This window comes from Roseobacter sp., from assembly GCF_024639605.1.
Taxonomy (GTDB): Bacteria; Pseudomonadota; Alphaproteobacteria; order Rhodobacterales; family Rhodobacteraceae; genus Roseobacter.
Map to the genome: position 1 here is coordinate 1 of NZ_JAHEHZ010000010.1, position 20,328 is coordinate 20,328.

The 20,328-nt window shown below is 61.2% G+C and carries 20 protein-coding genes; 19 read left to right on the top strand and 1 reads right to left on the bottom strand.

Going from position 1 to position 20,328, the window contains the following annotated elements; translation table 11 throughout:
* The first annotated feature begins 804 nt into the window (after positions 1-804).
* The 9 genes from mraZ to murD are packed head-to-tail and all read left to right on the top strand — an operon-like array spanning position 805 to position 10,181.
* Positions 805-1,308: a division/cell wall cluster transcriptional repressor MraZ gene (mraZ, locus tag Q0M35_RS02485; RefSeq protein ID WP_295311844.1), complete on the top strand. Its 504-nt coding sequence runs from the start codon at positions 805-807 to the stop codon at positions 1,306-1,308.
* Positions 1,309-1,311: 3 nt separating this feature from the next.
* Positions 1,312-2,304, top strand: a complete 993-nt coding sequence (rsmH, locus tag Q0M35_RS02490) for a 16S rRNA (cytosine(1402)-N(4))-methyltransferase RsmH (protein WP_295311846.1) — start codon at positions 1,312-1,314, stop codon at positions 2,302-2,304.
* Positions 2,304-2,669 carry a cell division protein FtsL gene (locus Q0M35_RS02495; protein ID WP_295311850.1) on the top strand — a complete coding sequence of 122 codons (366 nt, stop codon included), beginning with the start codon at positions 2,304-2,306 and terminating at the stop codon, positions 2,667-2,669. Before rsmH ends, Q0M35_RS02495 begins: the two co-directional genes overlap by 1 nt.
* Positions 2,666-4,441: a penicillin-binding protein 2 gene (locus tag Q0M35_RS02500; RefSeq protein ID WP_295311852.1), complete on the top strand. Its 1,776-nt coding sequence runs from the start codon at positions 2,666-2,668 to the stop codon at positions 4,439-4,441. The genes Q0M35_RS02495 and Q0M35_RS02500 overlap by 4 nt, the downstream gene beginning before the upstream one ends.
* A 16-nt stretch (positions 4,442-4,457) precedes the next feature.
* On the top strand, positions 4,458-5,939 hold the full coding sequence (locus Q0M35_RS02505; RefSeq protein WP_295311854.1) for a UDP-N-acetylmuramoyl-L-alanyl-D-glutamate--2,6-diaminopimelate ligase: 1,482 nt from the start codon (positions 4,458-4,460) through the stop codon (positions 5,937-5,939).
* Positions 5,936-7,366: a UDP-N-acetylmuramoyl-tripeptide--D-alanyl-D-alanine ligase gene (murF, locus tag Q0M35_RS02510; protein WP_295311856.1), complete on the top strand. Its 1,431-nt coding sequence runs from the start codon at positions 5,936-5,938 to the stop codon at positions 7,364-7,366. Before Q0M35_RS02505 ends, murF begins: the two co-directional genes overlap by 4 nt.
* A gap of 9 nt (positions 7,367-7,375) precedes the next feature.
* Positions 7,376-8,458, top strand: coding sequence for a phospho-N-acetylmuramoyl-pentapeptide-transferase (mraY, locus tag Q0M35_RS02515; RefSeq protein WP_295311858.1), 1,083 nt, complete (start codon positions 7,376-7,378; stop codon positions 8,456-8,458).
* Positions 8,458-8,790 (top strand): hypothetical protein, encoded by a 333-nt coding sequence (locus Q0M35_RS02520; RefSeq protein ID WP_295311860.1) that lies wholly within the window; start codon positions 8,458-8,460, stop codon positions 8,788-8,790. The genes mraY and Q0M35_RS02520 overlap by 1 nt, the downstream gene beginning before the upstream one ends.
* On the top strand, positions 8,787-10,181 hold the full coding sequence (gene murD / locus Q0M35_RS02525; protein ID WP_295311862.1) for a UDP-N-acetylmuramoyl-L-alanine--D-glutamate ligase: 1,395 nt from the start codon (positions 8,787-8,789) through the stop codon (positions 10,179-10,181). Before Q0M35_RS02520 ends, murD begins: the two co-directional genes overlap by 4 nt.
* A gap of 72 nt (positions 10,182-10,253) precedes the next feature.
* Here murD and Q0M35_RS02530 read toward each other — a convergent pair whose 3' ends face one another.
* Positions 10,254-11,423 (bottom strand): aminoacetone oxidase family FAD-binding enzyme, encoded by a 1,170-nt coding sequence (locus Q0M35_RS02530; protein WP_295311864.1) that lies wholly within the window; start codon positions 11,421-11,423, stop codon positions 10,254-10,256.
* Between the two features lie 135 nt (positions 11,424-11,558).
* Between Q0M35_RS02530 and ftsW the strand changes: the two genes are divergently transcribed.
* The 10 genes from ftsW (at position 11,559) to ftsA (ending at position 20,172) form a co-directional block, all read left to right on the top strand.
* A complete protein-coding gene (gene ftsW / locus Q0M35_RS02535) occupies positions 11,559-12,728 on the top strand; it encodes a putative lipid II flippase FtsW (RefSeq protein WP_295311866.1) in 1,170 nt (389 codons plus the stop codon).
* Positions 12,725-13,828, top strand: a complete 1,104-nt coding sequence (locus Q0M35_RS02540) for a UDP-N-acetylglucosamine--N-acetylmuramyl-(pentapeptide) pyrophosphoryl-undecaprenol N-acetylglucosamine transferase (RefSeq protein WP_295311867.1) — start codon at positions 12,725-12,727, stop codon at positions 13,826-13,828. The genes ftsW and Q0M35_RS02540 overlap by 4 nt, the downstream gene beginning before the upstream one ends.
* Positions 13,825-15,231: a UDP-N-acetylmuramate--L-alanine ligase gene (gene murC / locus Q0M35_RS02545; RefSeq protein ID WP_295311869.1), complete on the top strand. Its 1,407-nt coding sequence runs from the start codon at positions 13,825-13,827 to the stop codon at positions 15,229-15,231. Before Q0M35_RS02540 ends, murC begins: the two co-directional genes overlap by 4 nt.
* Before the next feature lie 79 nt (positions 15,232-15,310).
* Complete coding sequence (locus tag Q0M35_RS02550) at positions 15,311-15,499, top strand: hypothetical protein (RefSeq protein WP_295311871.1); 189 nt, start codon at positions 15,311-15,313, stop codon at positions 15,497-15,499.
* 10 nt (positions 15,500-15,509) lie between these two features.
* Complete coding sequence (locus Q0M35_RS02555; RefSeq protein ID WP_295311873.1) at positions 15,510-15,758, top strand: DUF2484 family protein; 249 nt, start codon at positions 15,510-15,512, stop codon at positions 15,756-15,758.
* Positions 15,755-16,003: a DUF2484 family protein gene (locus Q0M35_RS02560; protein WP_295311875.1), complete on the top strand. Its 249-nt coding sequence runs from the start codon at positions 15,755-15,757 to the stop codon at positions 16,001-16,003. The genes Q0M35_RS02555 and Q0M35_RS02560 overlap by 4 nt, the downstream gene beginning before the upstream one ends.
* A 10-nt stretch (positions 16,004-16,013) precedes the next feature.
* Positions 16,014-16,931, top strand: coding sequence for a UDP-N-acetylmuramate dehydrogenase (murB, locus tag Q0M35_RS02565; RefSeq protein WP_295311877.1), 918 nt, complete (start codon positions 16,014-16,016; stop codon positions 16,929-16,931).
* Positions 16,932-17,088: 157 nt separating this feature from the next.
* Positions 17,089-17,967: a D-alanine--D-alanine ligase gene (locus Q0M35_RS02570; protein ID WP_295311879.1), complete on the top strand. Its 879-nt coding sequence runs from the start codon at positions 17,089-17,091 to the stop codon at positions 17,965-17,967.
* Complete coding sequence (locus tag Q0M35_RS02575; RefSeq protein ID WP_295311881.1) at positions 17,955-18,836, top strand: cell division protein FtsQ/DivIB; 882 nt, start codon at positions 17,955-17,957, stop codon at positions 18,834-18,836. The genes Q0M35_RS02570 and Q0M35_RS02575 overlap by 13 nt, the downstream gene beginning before the upstream one ends.
* A 1-nt stretch (position 18,837) precedes the next feature.
* Positions 18,838-20,172 carry a cell division protein FtsA gene (ftsA, locus tag Q0M35_RS02580; protein ID WP_169640005.1) on the top strand — a complete coding sequence of 445 codons (1,335 nt, stop codon included), beginning with the start codon at positions 18,838-18,840 and terminating at the stop codon, positions 20,170-20,172.
* The last annotated feature ends 156 nt before the right edge of the window (positions 20,173-20,328 follow it).

The window sequence follows — 20,328 nt, forward strand, 5'->3', positions numbered from 1 at the left end:
TGGCTGACGCTTATGCGCGGATTGCTGAAGGGCTGATCCGCGGGGGGATGGCCTGAGCAGAACGGGCCTGATCTTTCTCGGAACGCTGCAAACAGCGACATAGTATATAGTGAAACTGCTCCTTTTCGCGCGGGGTATCGCGCCTTGCGGCCTGTTCGGACGAGGTCAGTGCGATTTCCTGTGGCCTGATGGGAAATCATGGTCCGGCATCTATTTCAGCCATTGATTCGAATCAAAACCTGCAAGAACGCCTTATTCTTCGTTGATTTCGAGGCTGCGTGGCGGGAACAATATGAGAACATTCTGCCAGATTTGTTGAAGGGCCAAAAATTTCGGGAAATCGTGGGAAATTTTTGCCCTGACCGATGATATCTATATCTGGTATATAAGTGTGAGATTTCATCAATTTGTAGAAAAAATTCGTGGATTGAGCCTCTATATCTTGATTTAACTAACACTGAAGCCTGGATTTAGGGATTTGTTAGCTAAAAATCCCTTGCTGTACCACGATTTCCCACGCTATACCTTTTACATCAGATGAGAGCGGGACCGGGGCACCAAACGACCCCATGCAATAAAAACTCTAGCAGGTTTCATACAGGCACCTCGATTTCATCAGACCAAGAGATCCGGCGCGCGAGCGAGCAGACATCCCCCCAGGTGGCGCGCGCAGTCGGACTTCCCCGCAGACGCGGGACGAGGGCGGCGGGTTGATCAGTGGCAGCAGATCAACCCGCCGTTTCCATTTTAAATCAGGGGGAAGCGCGCGAAACTTGAGGCAGCGCATGAAGTTGGGATAAGGCAGTGAGCCGCAGGTTCAGAGGCGAAAGCCGGCATAAGGTCGATGCAAAGGGGCGGGTCTCGATACCGGCCTCTTTCCGCCGTGTGATCGAAGCTGCTGATCCGGCTTGGACGTCGGGCGATGCCCCCGAACTGGTCATTGTCTATGGCGACCACCGCCGCAACTACCTTGAGTGTTACACGATCGAAGCCATCAACGAGGTGGATGACAAGATTGATGCGCTGCCGCGCGGGTCGATGGAGCGGCGCATGCTGCAGCGGCTCTTTCATGGTCAGTCTTTCCCTACGTCCGTCGATGAAACCGGCCGCCTCGTGCTGCCGGCAAAGCTGCGCCAGAAAATCGGTCTCGACAAGGAGGCCTTCTTTATCGCCGCAGGTGACACCTTCCAGATCTGGGAGCCCGGCACCTATGAGGCCGAAGAGGCCGCCAAAACCGAAGCATGGCTTGATGAGTTGCCGCCGGATTTTGATCCGCTGGTCTTCCTGGATGCAAAGCAGGGGGAGTAGGTGATGGCTGCTGCGGCCACTTCTGATCAGTCTGCGCCTCATGTCCCCGTTCTGCTGCCTGCTATACTGAACGCTGTTGCTCCGGTGCAGGGGCGCTGGCTTGATGGCACATTCGGTGCCGGCGGTTACACGCGTGGTTTGCTGGAGGCCGGGGCCGCTCAGGTCATTGCGGTTGATCGCGATCCTCTGGCGTTCGAACTGGCGGAAAGCTGGGCCGGAGATTATGGCGACCGGCTGATCCTCCGGCAGGGTGTGTTCTCGAAAATGGACAGCTTTGCGTCAGATCTCGACGGCGTGGTGCTCGATCTGGGCGTCTCATCGATGCAGATCGACACACCCGAGCGCGGCTTTTCATTCATGCGCGACGGGCCGCTCGATATGCGCATGAGTCAGGACGGACTTTCTGCTGCTGATATCGTCAACGAGGCCTCCGAAGAGACGATTGCCAATGTCCTCTTTCAGTACGGGGAAGAGCGGGCGAGCCGGAGAATTGCAAAAGCCATTCTGCGCGAGCGAACGCTCGAACCCATCACCACCACTTTACGTCTGGCGGGCATTATCGAAAGCTGTCTGCCGCGGGCAAAGCCCGGCCAGTCACACCCTGCAACGCGCAGTTTTCAGGCTTTGCGAATTGCAGTGAATGATGAGTACGGGGAGTTGTTTCAGGGGCTTATGGCCGCTGAGCGGGCGCTTGGGCCGGGCGGGTGGCTTGCTGTCGTCACCTTTCACTCCGTCGAGGACCGTATGGTAAAACGCTTTCTGACAGCCCGTGCGGGTGCCGGCGGCAACGCCAACAGATTTGCGCCTGAAACTGAAAAAGAGCCGCCGCAGTTTACCCTGCCACAGCGCAAAGCAGTGTCGGCGGATGAGGCTGAGGTCGAGGCCAATCCGCGCGCCCGGTCCGCCCGGTTGCGTGTGGCGCGGCGCACGGACGCGCCGGCAGGGGACATAGATGCAAAATCCATCGGCATGCCGGTGGTCAGAGAGGTTAAGTGATGCGGACGGTGTTTTATATCCTCACCACGCTCAGTGTGATCGGCCTTGCGTTCTGGGCCTATCGTGAGAATTACGCGACACAGGGGGCGCTCGCAGAGACGCGAGCGCTGCGCCAGGAAATCCGCGAGGCGCATGAGCGCCTGACCGTTCTGCGCGCCGAATGGGCCTATCTCAACCGACCCGACAGGCTGCGCGATCTTGCGGATATCAATTTCGACCGGCTGGGGCTGCTGCCTCTGCGGCCCGACCAGTTCGGGCATATCGATCAGGTTGCCTATCCGCCTGCGCCGGAACTGGAATTCACCGACGGCGTAGATGTATCGAACCTTGTGGATGGTGCCGCGCCGTCAGGGGTGACGCAATGATCCGCACCCCCCTTCGTCCGCTCGCACGGATCCTTGACGCGCGCCAGAAGGGCGAAAGTCCCGAAGCTATTGAACGTGAAAACATACGTATCCGTCACGAACAGATGCGCGACCAGGCACGGCAGCGCGCTGAGGGCCGGTTGCTCGTGCTGGGGGTGTTTTTCCTCATGGCCTTTATGGTGGTGGGCGCTCGTATGGGCATGATGGCCACCTCTGAGCCGCGCGAGCCCAGAGCGGAGGCGCCCGGCTCGGTGATTCATGCCGCGCGTGCAGATATCGTGGACCGCAACGGCGCGTTGCTGGCGACGAATTTTGAAACGCATGCACTGTATGCGCAGCCACCCCAGATGGTTGACCCGGCCCATGCAGCCCGCGAGCTTGCTAAGGTCTTCCCGGATCTGAAAGAACAGGATTTGCTGGAGGATTTTACAGGCAAGCGTAAGTTCCTGTGGATCAAAAAGAAAATCAGCCCTGAGCAGATGCAGGCGGTACATGAGATCGGCGATCCCGGTCTGATGTTCGGCGTGCGGGACATGCGGCTTTACCCCAACGGACAGCTGGCAGCGCATGTACTGGGCGGGGCGGGGTTTGGCAAAGAGGGCGTCTCGGCGGCTGAAGTGATCGGTGTTGCAGGGGTCGAGAAATACTTCGATGATTATCTGCGGGACCCGGCCAATTCGCAGTTGCAGCTGTCGCTTGATCTGACCGTTCAGGCGGCGGCGGAGCGGGTACTTTACGGCGGCATGAAGCTGATGAATGCCAAAGGCGCCACGTCGATCCTGATGGATGTGCACACCGGAGAGGTGATCAGCGTCGTGTCTCTGCCAACGTTCGACCCCAATGCGCGTCCACGCCCGCTGGCCTCCGGCGATGCCTCAGACACGCCGCTTTTTAACCGGTCGGTGCAGGGGGTTTACGAGCTTGGATCGACCTTCAAAATTTTCACCGTGGCCCAGGCCATGGATCTCGGTCTGGTGAATCCCGATACTCTCATCGACACCAAAGGGCCATTGCGCTGGGGCAAATTCCGTATCCGCGATTTCCGCAACTACGGCGACGAGATGTCGGTCACCAAAATTATTGTAAAAAGTTCCAACATCGGTACCGCGCGGCTTGCCATGGAAATCGGCGCGACGCGACAGCGTTCTTTTCTGCAAAGGCTTGGCATGCTGGACGCCACCGGCTTTGAGATCGTCGAGGCGGCTACGGGAAAACCATTGTTTCCTAAAAACTGGTCTGAAATCAGTGCGATGACGATTTCTTATGGTCACGGGCTCTCAACCTCGCCCATGCATCTCGCGGCGGGCTATGCGGCGATTGCAAACGGCGGGCTCAAAGTGCAGCCGACGATCCTGAAACAGGACGGGCCACGCAAAGGCGAGCGGGTTTTCTCGGAACACTCGTCGGCAGCCGCACGTAAGATGCTGCGCAAAGTGGTGACCGAGGGCACGGCAAGTTTTGGCGAGGTTGCGGGCTATGCGGTGGGCGGCAAGACGGGTACAGCCGACAAACCAAGACCGCAGGGCGGATATTACGATGATAAAGTCATTGCGACATTTGCCTCGATCTTTCCGGCCCATGACCCCAGATATGTACTGATCGTCACGCTCGATGAGCCGGTCGATACCACCTCGGACGAGCCGCGACGCACAGCGGGCTGGACAGCGGTGCCGGTTGCAGCCGAGATGATCCGGCGGATCGCCCCGCTGCTGGGGCTCAGACCAACCGTTGAACCTGCTGAACTGATGGATATAACGCTTACTCAGAACTAACGCCGGGGCGGGGGCCATGCGCGAGACCTCAAAAAAGCTTTCATCACTCGGTCTGACCGCCAGAAGCGGCCGGAACCCTGACATAACCGGCCTTGCTGTGGACAGCCGCGATGTGCGCGACGGCTGTCTTTTCGCAGCGATGCCCGGGGTGACTACCCATGGCGCGCGTTTCATCGAAGCTGCCCTCAATCAGGGGGCCGTCGCGGTGCTGACCGATTCTGAGGGAGCACATCTCGCTGCCGATGTGCTGGCATCAGGCGAGTGCGCCGTCGTGGTCAGTCAGGCCCCGCGTGAGGCTTTGGCCCGTACGGCGTCGCTGTGGTTCGGTGCCCAGCCCGCGACCATGGTGGCTGTGACCGGCACCAACGGGAAAACCTCTGTTGCAAGTTTCGTGCGCCAGATGTGGACGCTGCTCGGCCATCAGGCGATCAATCTTGGCACCACCGGCGTCGAAGGGGCCTGGACCGCGCCACTTGCACATACCACGCCCGAGCCGATCACGCTGCACCGCGCGCTCGCGGAGGCGGCGGCCCACGGCGTGACCCATGCGGCGATGGAGGCCTCATCGCATGGTCTTGATCAGCGCCGGCTGGACGGTGTCACACTGAAGGCCGCAGGGTTCACAAATTTCACTCAGGATCATCTCGACTATCACGCCAGCTTTGAGGATTACTTCGACGCCAAGGCCGGGCTTTTCGCCCGTGTATTGCCTGAAGATGCCCACGCGGTCATCCATATCGAAGAAGAGCGCGGCACGGATATGGCTGCGATCGCCACGGCGCGTCACTGCCCGGTGATCAGCGTCGGTCGCCAGATCGGCGATCTGCATATGGGTCAGGTCCAGGCAGATCCGACCGGCCAGACTGTGGCCTTCCGGTATCTGGGCGAGACCTTTGTGCGCCGGTTGCCGCTCATCGGGGATTTTCAGGCCGAAAATGTCATGGTTGCCGCTGGCCTCGCGATTGCCTGTGGCGACGCGCCGGCGGCTGTTTTCGATACCTTTGAGAGCCTCACCACCGTGCGCGGGCGGATGCAGCTTGCAGCGACGCGCGAAAACGGCGCTGCGGTTTTTGTCGATTACGCCCATACGCCTGATGCGGTCGCGACTGCGCTCCAGGCGTTGCGCCCCCATGTGCTGGGGCGTCTGATAGCGATCATCGGTGCCGGCGGCGACCGGGATGCAACCAAACGTCCGCTGATGGGGCAGGCCGCGACCGATCACGCAGATCTGGTGATCGTCACCGACGACAACCCCCGCTCAGAAGACCCCGCGACGATCCGTGCGGCGGTTCTTCTGGGGGCGCCCGATGCGCTGGAAGTGGGCGACCGTGCCGAGGCAATCCTGCGCGGTGTAGATGCGCTCGGGCCCGGGGATGCGCTGCTCATCGCGGGCAAGGGGCATGAAACCGGGCAGATAGTCGGTGATGATATTCTCCCCTTTGATGATGCCGAACAGGCCAGTGTCGCTGTCTCCGCCCTGGACGGGCGGTTCGCGTGACGCTCTGGACCTCTGCTGAGGCGGCGGCGGTCACCGGCGGGCGTGCCACCAGGGCCTGGTCTGCCAGCGGCGTATCGATCGATACACGGACACTGAACCCGGGTGATCTGTTCGTGGCGCTCACAGATGTGCGCGACGGCCATGACTTTGTGGCGCAGGCGCTCGAAAATGGTGCGGCCGCGGCGCTGGTATCGCATGTGCCCGAAGGGGTGCAGGAAGACGCGCCGCTTCTGGTGGTGAGTGACGTGCTTGCCGGGCTGCAGGCGCTCGGGCAGGCCGGGCGCGCGCGGATGCAGGGCCGGGTGGTCGGTGTGACCGGCAGCGTCGGCAAGACCTCGACGAAAGAGATGCTGCTCGCCATGTGTTCCGATCAGGGTCTGACCCATGCGTCGGTTGCAAGCTACAACAATCACTGGGGCGTGCCACTGACGCTGGCGCGGATGCCGGCAGACACCGAATTCGCAATTGTCGAGATCGGCATGAACCACCCCGGCGAAATCGCACCGCTGGCGAAAATGGCGCAGCCACATGTAGCACTGATCACCACGGTGGCCGCCGCACATCTGGAGGCCTTTAACGATATCACCGGTATCGCGGTCGAAAAGGCGTCGATCTTCGAGGGCGTCGTCCCGAACGGAATTGCGGTACTGAACGCCGATGTCGAGACCTCTGCCATTCTGATGGCCAAGGCACAGGACTGCAAACTGCGAGACATCAGCTTTGGCGAGCACGGTTATGATTTTCAACTGAAAAAAGCGGTTGTGCAGGGTGAAACAACTGTCGTTCAGGCACAGATGGGTAACGACCCGCTGCTTTTTAAACTCTCCACCCCGGGGCGGCATTTTGCGGTGAACGCACTTGGCGCGCTGGCGGTTATGGCGGCCTTGCGCGCTGATATGGCGCTTGCGGTGGCCTCGATCGGGCGCTGGCGGCCTTACAAAGGCCGGGGGCAACGCGAACGCATCTGCCTTGATGCGGTCGACACCCGTCTGACGCTTGATCTGATCGACGACAGCTACAATGCCAACCCGACCTCTATGGCCGCCGCCCTTGAGGTGCTGGGCACCGCGGAGGTGCAGAACGATATCGGGCGTGTCTCAAAGGGACGGCGCATCGCCTATCTGGGCGATATGAAAGAGCTTGGTGCGGATGAGATCGCGCTGCATGCCGGGCTTGCACATCTGGACGCGGTGCAGGAGATCGACGTAATCCACTGCATCGGGCCGCTGATGCGGTCGCTTTATGACCTTCTGCCCGAAGCCCGGCGCGGCCAGTGGTTTGAAACATCATCCGACGCGCTGCCGCGGCTGAAGCGGCATCTCGACAGCGGCGATGTGGTGCTGGCCAAAGGATCTCTGAGTATGAAACTGGGCCTCATCGTTGACGCCATCCGCAAAATGGGACATGCCCCGCTGGACATGGAATAGGAAATCGCCGTGCTTTACTGGTTAACGCTGCTGTCGGACGGAGGGGATTTTTTCAACCTCTTCCGGTATATCACATTCCGCGCGGGCGGGGCGTTCATGACGGCACTGGTCTTCGGTTTCCTGTTTGGCAAACCGCTGATCGGGGTGCTGCGCAAGCGGCAGGGCAAGGGTCAGCCCATTCGCGATGACGGCCCCGAGGGGCATTTCGCGAAGGCCGGCACACCCACCATGGGCGGTCTGCTGATCATCGGCGCGCTTCTGACTTCGACCCTGCTCTGGGCGCGACTGGACAACCCGTTCATCTGGATTGTGCTCTTTGTGACCGTGTCATTTGCGCTGATCGGGTTTCTCGACGATTACGCCAAAGTGTCTAAACAGACGACATCCGGCGTTTCAGGCAAAATGCGTCTGGCGATTGGTTTTGTGATCTCTGCCACTGCCGCCATTCTGGCCGCGCGCTATCATCCCGAGGCGTTGCAGAACCGTCTCGCGCTGCCGGTGTTCAAAGATACGCTGATCAATCTTGGCTATCTTTTTGTACCCTTCGCGATGATCGTGATCGTCGGATCTGCGAATGCAGTGAATCTCACTGACGGGCTCGACGGGCTTGCGATTATGCCGGTGATGATTGCCGCAGGTACGCTTGGCGTCATCGCCTATGCAGTGGGCCGGGTCGACTTCACCGAATATCTCGATGTGCATTATGTGGCGGGCACCGGTGAGATTCTGATCTTTACCGCCGGGATCTTCGGCGGGGGGCTGGGGTTTTTGTGGTATAATGCGCCACCGGCCGCTGTCTTTATGGGCGACACCGGCAGCCTTGCCCTCGGCGGCGCGCTGGGCGCCATCGCCGTCTCAACGAAGCACGAGATCGTTCTGGCCATCGTTGGCGGTCTTTTTGTGGTCGAAGCGCTGAGCGTGATCATTCAGGTGCTCTATTTCAAAAAGACCGGCAAGCGGGTCTTTCTGATGGCGCCCATTCATCACCATTATGAAAAGAAGGGCTGGGCGGAGAGTACCATTGTGATCCGCTTCTGGATCATTTCGCTCATTCTCGCGATGATCGGTCTGGCCACGCTCAAGGTGCGCTGATGCCCCATGCGGAGCTGAAATATTCTGACAGCCTGACGCTTGATGCGCCGGCGGTTCTGGCTGAGATCGAACATATTATTCTGCAGCACGATGCGGGCTCCGGGGAGTGCAAGGGCCGCGCGTATCCCTGCGCGCAGACGCACCACACCCACCTGCTGCTGAGCCTTACGATGCTGGAGAAACCGCATCGGGATGATGCTTTTACCCGGGCGCTGATGGCCGATATTGAAGCGGCGGTGAAGGCACGCATTCACACCAGCTGCTTTTTCTCTTTTGGCCTTGATTACAGCCGCGGTGCCTATATCACCAACACCCATCAGGTGCCCGGATGATCCCGGTCGCGGGCCTTGCAGGCGCGCAGGTTGCCGTTCTGGGGCTGGGGCGCTCGGGGCTGAGTGCCGCACGCGCTCTGGCTGCCGGCGGGGCGGAACCCCTGTGCTGGGACGATAACGCAGACGCGCGCACGCGCGCCGAAGCCGAAGGGTTCACCTGTCGCGCTTTCCACTCGGCACGGGATTTTGACGCCGTCGCCCGGCTCATCGTCAGCCCGGGCATCCCGCATCTTTACCCGGAACCGAACCCCGTGGTCGCCGCGGCGCTCGCAGCGGGGGTGCCGGTAGACAATGACATCGGGCTTTTCTTTCAGTCGTTTGCCACCAGCGACTGGCACCGGTTTGACGCCAGCCCGCGGGTGATCGCGGTGACCGGATCCAACGGCAAATCGACCACCTCCGCACTCATTCATCATATTCTTTCGGCCTCCGGGCGGACCTGCCAGCTTGCCGGGAACATCGGGCGAGGCGTTCTCGATATTGACCCGCCGCATGACGGTGAGGTCGTCGTGCTGGAGCTTTCCAGCTACCAGACAGAGCTTGCACGCAGTCTTACGCCGGATATCGCCGTCTTTACCAATCTCTCACCGGATCATCTGGACCGGCACGGTGGCATGGGCGGCTACTTCGCGGCCAAGCGGCGGCTTTTTGCGGAAGGCGGACCGGACAGGGCCGTGATTGGCGTCGATGAGGCCGAAGGCCGGTTTCTGGCCGGCCAGTTATCTGAGGGTCAGGGCGATGACCGTGTGATCCGGGTGTCGGTTGAACGCAAACTCACGGGTCCGGGCTGGCAGGTCTTTGCGCGCAAAGGGTTCCTGGCAGAGTATCGCAAGGAGCGGCAGGTGGCATCGGTTGACCTGCGCGGCATCGCGGGGCTGCCGGGGTCGCATAACCATCAGAATGCCTGTGCTGCATGGGCAGCGTGCCGGGCGCTGGGTCTGGCGCCCAAAGTCATTGAGGAAGGCTTTCACAGCTATCCCGGGTTGCCGCACCGCAGCCAGCTTGTGGGCGAGGTGCGCGGTGTGCGGTTCGTGAACGACAGCAAAGCGACCAACGTGGATGCTGCAGCGCATGCGCTCGCCGCCTTTGACAGTGTGCGCTGGATCTGTGGCGGGCTGGAGAAAGAGGGTGGCTTGTCCGGGCTGGCGGATGCCGCCGGATCGGTGCGCAAGGCTTACGTTATCGGACGGGAAGCTGCCGGATTTGCTCTGCAGTTGTCGGTGGAGGCTGAGGTCTGCACCACAATGGAGGAGGCCGTGCGCCGGGCTGCTGAAGATGCTGTGTCCGGCGATGTGGTTCTGCTGGCCCCTGCGGCCGCAAGCTTTGATCAGTACGATAATTTCGAGCAGCGCGGCGATGATTTTGTGGCCGAGGTGTCAAAGTATCTCTGAGGTCCGGTTCAGCCAGGCCGGAGCCTTTCCGCGACGTGTGTAACGCGTCAGATCGAGACTTAGGATGCGATTTTAAATCGCGCGGGCTGCGGCCATGGCCGATGCCCAGGCCCATTGGAAATTGTACCCGCCAAGCCAGCCTGTGACATCCACCGCCTCACCGATAAAGTACAGCCCGGGGATATCTTTGGCTGCCATGGTCTGTGAGGACAGGTCATCAGTGCTGACCCCGCCAAGGGTGACTTCGGCCTTGCGATAGCCTTCGGTGCCCGAGGGGAGCATTTCCCAGTTTCCAAGGCGGCCTGCAAGGTCCTGTAACTGCGCGTCTGACTGGTCCGCAAGATTTCCTGTGAGCCCGAACTCACTGGCGATATGGTCTGCGAGACGTGCCGGATAATGTTGTGCGAGTTCTGTGACGAATTTTCGTTTGCCCGCCTTCTGACGCTGCGCCCGCAGGGCCCCGGACAGGGTATTCTCCGGATCCAGACTGACCGTCACCGTGTCGCCTTCGCGCCAGTAGCTTGACGCCTGCAGAACGGCCGGCCCGGAAAGCCCCCGATGCGTAAAGAGCAAAGCCTCATCAAAGGCGGTTCCGCCCGCTGTGATCCGCGCGGGGGCCGCGACCCCTGCGAGATGCGCAAAGCGTCCTTCGGGAAACGTGAAGGGAACCAGCGCGGGCCGGGTATCGGTAACCCTCAGGCCGAACCGCCGGGCGATATCATAGGCAAGACCGGTAGCGCCCATTTTCGGAATGGATTTGCCCCCGGTGGCTATGACGAGGTTTTTTGCTGTCACCTGCGTCGTCCTGCCCTCGCGGGTCATGGCAAAAGTGAACCCCTCCGGCCCCTTTGCAAAGTCGTGGGCTGTCGTTTGCAAATTCAGTGTCGCGCCGTTTTTCTGCATCAGATCGAGCAGCATGGCTATGATTTCTTTTGCAGAGCCGTCGCAGAAAAGCTGGCCCAGCGTCTTTTCGTGCCAGGCGATGCCGTACTGATCCACAAGACTGATGAAATCCCACTGGGTATAGCGCGCCAGTGCGGATTTGGCGAAATGCGGGTTCCCGGACAGAAATGACTGCGCATCGCAGTGCATATTCGTGAAATTGCACCGACCGCCGCCGGAGATCCGGATCTTTTCGCCCGGCGCCCGCGCGTGGTCAATCACCAGCACACGTCCCGGGGTGTGGGCCGCGCACATCATACCGGCCGCGCCGGCACCGATGATAGCTGTATCTGTCTGCATCCCAGCCCATTGGCCCGAAAACCGCTCAAAGACAAGGGTTCAGGCTGGCGCGACGGGCGAATTCGCGTTATTGTCGCACCAGCAGACCCCGGAAAGGGGCGCATCGAGGCAGTGTAAACTTCAAGGCAGGCCCCTATGACGGAAATGGTCTATGGCGCAGTACCGGTTCGCGATGGCGAACCGATCCTCCCGAAATGGTGGCGGACCGTCGATAAATGGACGATGTCCTGCATCCTGATCCTGTTCGCGGTCGGGCTGTTACTCGGGCTTGCCGCATCGCCCCCGCTGGCGGCGAAAAACGGGTTTGAACCCTTCCACTACGTACAGCGACAGGCGTTTTTCGGCACCGTCGCGCTGCTGGCGATGATGATTACCTCGATGATGTCGCCGCTTCTTGTACGCAGGCTCGCGGTTCTGGGGTTTCTGGTGGCCTTCGTGGCGATGGCAATGCTGCCGTTTTTCGGTACGGATTTCGGAAAGGGCGCTGTGCGCTGGTACGGGCTCGGCTTTGCTTCGCTGCAACCCTCGGAATTTCTCAAACCGGGCTTTGTGGTGGTTGCGGCCTGGCTGATGGCCGCTTCTGCTGATGTGAACGGACCACCGGGTAAAACGTGGTCTTTTGCGCTTTGTATCTCGATCGTCCTGATGCTGGCGATGCAGCCTGACTTCGGTCAGGCCTGTCTGGTGCTTTTTGCATGGGGGGTCATGTATTTCGTGGCCGGTGCGCCGATGGTTCTGCTTGTGGGAATGGCAATGCTGGCAATTGTCGGCGGCACGATTGCCTATTCGAATTCTGAGCATTTCGCCCGCCGCATCGACGGGTTTCTGAGCGCAGATATCGACCCCACGACCCAGCTTGGATATGCTGCCAATGCTATTCGCGAGGGCGGGCTTTTCGGTGTCGGTGTGGGCGAGGGGCAGGTGAAATGGTCGCTGCCCGATGCGCATACCGATTTTATAATTGCCGTGGCCGCTGAGGAATACGGGCTGATCATCGTGCTGGTTATTATCGCGCTTTATACAACTGTTGTGACGCGCTCTCTGATGCGGCTGGTGCGCGAACGTGATCCGTTTATTCGCCTGGCCGGCACCGGGCTGGCCTGTACGCTCGGTGTTCAGGCGATGATCAATATGGGGGTCGCGGTCCGGTTGCTGCCCGCCAAGGGCATGACGCTCCCTTTCGTAAGCTATGGCGGCTCCTCGGTGATCGCTTCAGGCATCGCGGTGGGCATGCTGCTGGCCTTTACCCGCACGCGACCGCAGGGCGGTATCAGCGATCTGCTGACCCGCGGGCGTTCAGGATGAGTTCCGCGCCGCTTCTCGTGATTGCGGCCGGCGGAACCGGCGGGCATATGTTCCCCGCTCAGGCACTGGCCGAGGCGATGCTGGACCGTGGCTGGCGGGTAAAGCTCTCCACCGATGCCCGCGGCGCGCGCTATACCGGCGCCTTTCCGGACGGTGCCGAGATCGAAGAGATCAGCAGTGCCACCTTTTCGCGCGGTGGACTTGCAGCTAAAGCTGCGGCGCCTTTCCGGATCGGTGCGGGTGTTCTGGGTGCGCTCATGGCCTTCAGCAGGGACCGGCCGGCAGTTGTGGTGGGCTTTGGCGGTTATCCCGCGATCCCGGCGATGGCTGCGGCCTTTGTGATGAAGCTGCCGCGCATGATCCACGAGCAGAACGGTATTCTGGGGCGGGTCAACACGGTTTTTGCCACGCGGGTGAATGCGATTGCCTGCGGAACCTGGCCCACTGATCTGCCGGAAGGTGTGGTGGGCGAGCATACCGGCAACCCGGTGCGGCGCGCGGTGCTCGACCGGTCCGAGGCGGGTTATATCTCGCCCGGGGATTACCCGATGGAATTGCTGGTCATCGGCGGCAGCCAGGGCGCGCGCATTCTCAGCGATGTGGTGCCGCCTGCTGTGGCCGGGCTGCCGATGCGCATCCTCGACAACATCCGCGTGAGCCACCAGGCCCGCGAGGAAGACCAGGAGCGGGTGGCGAAATATTATGCTGACAACGGCATCAAAGCCGATGTTCAACCCTTTTTCAAAGATGTCCCGCGCCGGATGTCAGAAGCGCAACTGGTGATCAGTCGGGCGGGGGCGTCCTCTGTTGCCGATATCTCTGTCATCGGGCGGCCGTCGATCCTGATCCCGTTTGCCGCGGCGACCGGTGACCACCAGACGGCAAATGCGCGCGGTCTCGTCGAGGCCGGCGCCGCGATCATGGTGCCGGAATCCAAGGCAGACGTGGCGGCACTTACGGAAATGATCGCCTCTGTGCTGGACAATCCAGAGGGGGCGATGCAAATGGCCCGCTCGGCGGCAAAATTCGGAAAACCCGAGGCGACCGAACTGCTGGCAGGGATGGTCGAGCGGCTTGCCGGAAAGGAACATGAGACATGAGTGCTGCAACAAAACTGCCAGGGGACGTGGGTCCTATTCATTTCGTCGGCATCGGTGGGATCGGCATGTCGGGCATCGCAGAGGTTTTGCTGAACCATGGCTACCGGGTACAGGGATCGGATCTGAAATCCTCTCCGATTACCGAGCGGCTTGCGGGTCTCGGGGCGCATATCTTTGAGAGCCAGAAGGCGGACAATGTCGAAAACGCCGGGGTCGTCGTGATCTCAAGCGCCATCAAAACGGGCAACCCGGAGCTGGATGCCGCCCGCGCGAAGGGCCTGCCGGTGGTGCGCCGCGCAGAGATGCTGGCCGAACTGATGCGGCTGAAATCCAATGTCGCTGTGGCGGGCACACACGGCAAAACGACGACCACCACTATGGTTGCCACGCTGCTCGATGCCGGTGATTTCGACCCCACGGTGATCAACGGTGGGATCATTCACGCTTACGGCTCAAACGCGCGGGCCGGCGAGGGCGAGTGGATGGTTGTGGAGGCTGATGAAAGCGACGGCACGTTCAACCGTCTGCCTGCCACCATCGCGATCATCACCAATATCGATCCCGAGCACATGGAGCACTGGGGCACCGAAGCAGCCCTGCATCAGGGGTTCTACGATTTCGTCTCGAATATTCCGTTTTATGGCATCGCCGTCTGCTGCACCGATGACCCGGATGTGCAGGCGCTGGTGGGGCGGATCACCGACCGTCGCGTTGTCACCTACGGGTTCAATGCGCAGGCGGATGTGCGGGCAATCAATCTTATCTACAAATCGGGGGTCGCGCATTTCGATGTGGCCCTGCAGGCCGAAGGCATCGTCATCGAAGGCTGCAGCCTGCCCATGCCCGGAGATCACAATGTCTCCAACGCGCTCTCTGCTATCGCTGTCGCCCGCCATCTTGGTATGAAGGCCGGGCAGATTAAGACCGCGTTAGCCGCGTTCGGCGGCGTTAACAGGCGCTTTACCCGGGTGGGCGAAATTGACGGCGTGACAATCATTGATGACTACGGACACCATCCCGTCGAGATTACGGCGGTGCTGAAAGCGGCCCGTCATGCGACGGAGGGCCGGGTGATAGCCGTGCACCAGCCGCACCGCTATTCGAGGCTCTCCAGTTTGTTTGATGACTTCTGCGCCTGTTTCAACGATGCGGATGTGGTGGGGATCGCCGAGGTTTTCGCCGCCGGCGAGGACCCGGTTGAAGGATACGGGCGCGACGATCTGGTGGCCGGGCTTATCCGTCACGGACACCGGCATGCGCGCGCCGTCGTTGATGAAGATGATCTGGAGCGCCTTGTGCGTGAACAGGCGCGGCCCGGTGATATGGTCGTCTGTCTTGGTGCCGGTACGATCAGCGCCTGGGCCAACGCTCTGCCGGACCGGCTGAAGAAAAAGGTGGCATAGCGCGGGTATGAAACTGATTGCCATTACGGCCGGGATATCTGTCGCCAGTGGGGTGAGGGGTCTGTTGACGGAAAAGCGAATGCGTGGATACGCCCTGGCCGGAACGGCGTTCGCAGTGGCCGCGGCGAGCATCGGTGCCGCGATGTTTTTCGCGCGCGCGGGTGGGAATGACAACATTGTCGGCGCCTTCGTCCTCTGCGGATACCTTGTGCCCGCAGTCGCGGGGTTTGCAATCGGTGGCGGCGTGTCAAAAATCAGATATTACTAGGGGGAAGGCTATGTTGCTCTGGATCTGTATTGCATGGGTTCTCGCCTCGGCGGCGGTCGCGATGCTGCCGATGCGGCTGCAATATGTGCCTGGCATCGCCCTGCTCCTGATGGCGCCGGTGCTGATCGTGCTGGCCGGGCTTGCCTGGAACTGGTGGGTGGCGGGCTTTGCGCTCTTTGCCTTCGTGTCGATGTTCCGCAATCCGCTGCGTTATTTTCTTGCCCGGGCACGGGGCGAACGACCGGAGATACCCCGATGAGCACGCCCCTGATCCTCGCCGCCGTCTGGGCGCTTATTGCCAATATCCTCGCTATGACGCCGAGCAGGGACCACCACTGGCGCAATGCTTATATTCTGATCGCCGTGGGCATCCCTATTGTCGGTCTGGTGACCTGGGCGCATGGTCCCTGGATCGGAATGCTGGTAATGGTCGCCGGCATGTCGGTGCTGCGCTGGCCGGTGATTTATCTTGGCCGCTGGATCAGACGCATCACGCTGCGCTGAGAGGGCCCTGATGACGGACATGCCACAGGTGCGCGGGCGGCTGACGCCGGACCGGACGCTGAATGATCTGACATGGCTGCGTGTGGGCGGTCCTGCCGACTGGCTCTTCCAACCGGCGGACGAAGAAGATCTCTGTGCATTTCTCGCAGCCCTGCCGCCGGAGGTTCCGGTTTTCCCGATGGGTGTCGGCTCCAACCTGATCGTGCGCGATGGCGGTCTGCGTGCCGTGGTGATCCGCCTTGGCCGCGGGTTTAACGCAATTGACTGCACGGGAACGCAGGTGACGGCGGGGGCGGCAGCCCTTGATGCGCATGTCGCGCGCCGTGCGGCGGATGCCGGGCTCGATCTGACATTTCTGCGTACCATTCCCGGCAGTATCGGCGGGGCCGTGCGCATGAATGCCGGCTGTTACGGAAGCTATACGGCGGATGTCCTTTCGGAGGTACGGGCAGTCACGCGTTCCGGCGAAGTGATCACCATACCCGCATCAGATCTGCAGCTTGCCTACCGCCAGAGCGTGCTGCCGGACGGGGCTGTGCTCACGGCTGCGGTCTTTAACGCACCCCGGGAGGATCCCGCCAGGCTGCATGCACGCATGGAAGATCAGCTGGCAAAGCGCAACGCGTCCCAGCCGGTGAAAGACCGCAGTGCAGGATCGACATTTCGCAATCCGGCAGGGTTTTCATCGACCGGGCAGTCGGATGACGTGCATGATCTCAAGGCCTGGAAGGTGATTGACGACGCCGGTATGCGCGGCGCACGGCGTGGCGGTGCGCAGATGAGCGAAAAGCATTCTAATTTCCTGATCAATACCGGGGATGCCACTGCGGCGGATCTTGAGGGATTGGGCGAGGACGTGCGAAAAAAGGTTTACGCCCAAAGCGGTATCACGCTAGAATGGGAAATCATGCGGGTCGGCGAGAATTAACGGCAATTTAACCATAAACCGCCACGCTCGGATGCACAGATAAAGACGGTGAACCGGCGCAAAGCCGGAGCTTATAAAATAAAACGGACCGAAACGGTCCACCAGAGGCACCAAGGTGGGTAAGTCGAGCAGGACACCCCCGAAAGTGGCAGTATTGATGGGCGGACCTTCGGCTGAGCGCGAAGTGTCTTTGTCCAGCGGGCAGGCCTGCGCTGACGCTTTGCGGGAAGAAGGATACGAAGTGGTCGCAGTCGATGCGGGCCGCGACCTGTGCTCCGTTCTGCAGGACATCTCTCCTGATGCGGTGCTGAACTGCCTGCATGGTCGCTGGGGCGAGGACGGCTGCGTTCAGGGCCTGCTGGAATGGTTGGGCATTCCCTATTCGCATTCCGGCGTGCTGGCCTCCGCCCTCGCTATGGATAAGCAGCGCAGCAAAGATGCTTTTGTCGCTGCCGGACTGCCAGTGGTAAAGAGCTTCATCACATCCCGCGACGCAGTGTGCGCAGGCCACGTGATGGACCCGCCCTATGTGGTCAAACCCAATAACGAAGGCTCATCCGTCGGCATCTATCTGGTGCATGAGGCGAGCAACGGGCCGCCGGCTCTGGCCGCTGATATGCCTGATGAAGTCATGGTGGAAGCCTTCGCACCGGGACGCGAGCTGACCACCACAGTAATTGGTGACCGGGCGCTGGTGGTCACGGATATTCTGACCGACGGCTGGTATGATTACGATGCAAAGTATAAACCCGGCGGCTCGCGGCATATCGTGCCGGCAGAGATCCCCGATGAGATCACCGCCCTCTGTCTCGACTATGCGCTGCGTGCTCACAAAGTGCTGGGCTGCCGCGGTGTCAGTCGCACGGATTTTCGCTGGGACGAAAGCCGTGGCGCGGACGGGCTGATCCTACTTGAGACCAATACGCAACCCGGCATGACCGCGACCTCGCTCTCGCCCGAACAGGCGCAGGCCTGCGGGATGAGTTTCGGTGCGCTCTGTGCCTGGATGGTGGAGGACGCTTCATGCGCGCGCTGAGGTTCCGGGGCAAAAACAACACGGCCTGTGACCCTGCGCCCTCACGCTGGTCCTGGCGGATGCAGCGTCTGATGCTGACGCCGGCCTTCCGGCTGATGCTGCGCGCGGGCCTGCCGATGGCGCTGACATTTACGGCAGGCACTGTCTGGCTTTCGGATGAAACGCGCCGCGAGGCGATCCGCGAAACGGTTTCCGAGGCAAAAGCCGCCTTTGAGACCCGCCCGGAGTTCATGGTGCGCCTGATGGCGATTGACGGGGCCGGCGACGCGCTTGCGGCGGATATCCGCGAGGTGGTGCCGCTTGGCTTTCCGCTCAGCTCATTTGACCTCGACCTCAGCTCTATCCGCGCGACGATCTCTGATCTGCCCCCGGTAAAGAGCGCGACCGTGCGTATCCGGCCGGGCGGTATCCTGCAGGTGGACGTTGTGCCGCGCAGGCCTGTGGTGGTCTGGCGCCGTCCCGGGGGCCTGAACATGGTCGATGTGGACGGGGTTCTGGTTGATACGCTGGCCGCCCGCATGGACCGGCCGGATCTGCCCCTGATTGCGGGAGCCGGGGCGCAGGAGCATGTCAAAGAAGCGCTGGAGATTTACCGGGCCGCGGCTCCCCTCGGAGGGCGTTTGCGCGGGATCGTGCGGATGGGCGAGCGGCGGTGGGACGTCGTGCTCGACCGGGGGCAGCGTATTCTGCTGCCCGAAACCGACGCCGTTGGTGCGCTTGACCGGGTGATTGCGATGGACGGCGTGCAGGACGTGCTGGCCCGCGATATCCGGCGGATCGATCTGCGGCTGGGACAGCGGCCGACAGTACAGATGAGCAAGGCAGCCACCGGGACCTGGTGGGAGATGCGGGAAGTGTCAGGGCAGTAGAATGAGCGACTTATACGACAATCAGCGGCAGATGAGACAGATGCGCAAGGCCGCGATGCAGCGCGGTGTGGTGGCGATCCTGGATGTGGGCAGTTCAAAGATCTCCTGTCTGGTGCTGCGCTTTGACGGCACCGGCCCGCTGGGCGATGAGGGTGAGATCGGCTCGCTTGCCGGACAATCGGGGTTCCGGGTGATCGGTGCGGCCACAACCCGGTCACGCGGTGTGAAATTCGGTGAGGTCTGCGCAATGCAGGAGACCGAACGCGCGATCCGCACGGCGTTGCAGGGTGCCCAGAAGATGGCCGGGATCCGTGTCGATCATGTGATCGCCTGTTTCGCTGGTGCCGAGCCGCGCTCTTACGGGCTTGATGCCGCTCTGCCGCTCGAGGGCGAAGCCGTAGGAGAGCAGGACGTGGCACGCGTTCTGGCCGCCTGTGATGTACCGGATTACGGACCGGGCCGCGAGGTGCTGCATGCACAGCCGGTCAATTTTGCAATTGATCACCGCTCGGGTCTCGTCGACCCGCGCGGACAGCTTGGCACCATGCTGTCGGTGGATATGCATATGCTCACCGTAGACGGACAGGCCGTGCAGCATCTGGCACATTGCATCAAGCGGTGTGATCTGGAACTCGCAGGGATCGCCTCGTCGGCCTATGTCAGCGGGTATTCCTCGCTGGTGGAGGATGAGCAGGAACTTGGCGCGGCCTGTATCGATCTGGGGGGCGGCACAACCGGTGTGTCGATTTTCATAAAGAAACACATGATTTACGCCGACACCGTGCGGATGGGCGGCGATCACGTGACCTCTGATATCTCAATGGGTCTGCAGATCCCGATGGCCAATGCCGAAAGGATCAAGACATTTTACGGCGGCGTACATGCCACGGGTGTGGATGACCGCGAAATGATTGAAATCGGCGGTGACACGGGTGATTTTGAACACGATCGCAGGACCGTAAGCCGCGCTGAGGTGATCGGGATCATGCGTCCGCGGGTCGAGGAAATACTCGAAGAGGTGCGCGCACGGCTTGATGCAGCGGGCTTTGACCACCTTCCGAGCCAGCAAATTGTACTGACGGGCGGCGGCAGCCAGATCCCCGGGCTCGATGGTCTGGCGAGCCGGATTCTCGGACAGCAGGTGCGACTGGGCCGGCCGCTGCGTGTGCACGGGCTGCCGCAAGCTGCTACCGGTCCGGGATTTGCCTCGGTTGTCGGGCTGTCCCTTTTTGCGGCGCATCCGCAGGATGAATGGTGGGATTTTGATATTCCTGCCGAGGGCTATCCGAACAGGTCGCTGAAGCGTGCGGTGCGGTGGTTCCGGGACAACTGGTGAGGGAGGGTTGTTTCCACGCCGGCAACAGTTGTTTCCGATACGTGTCCGGTTGCGTCTGTTCCGCTGAAAGAATCGGGTGACGCTCAATGACTCGCATGATAAGTTATCCACAAGGCCCGACAGAGGTCTGAAGGCGATCGAGCAGGCGCCCCTAAG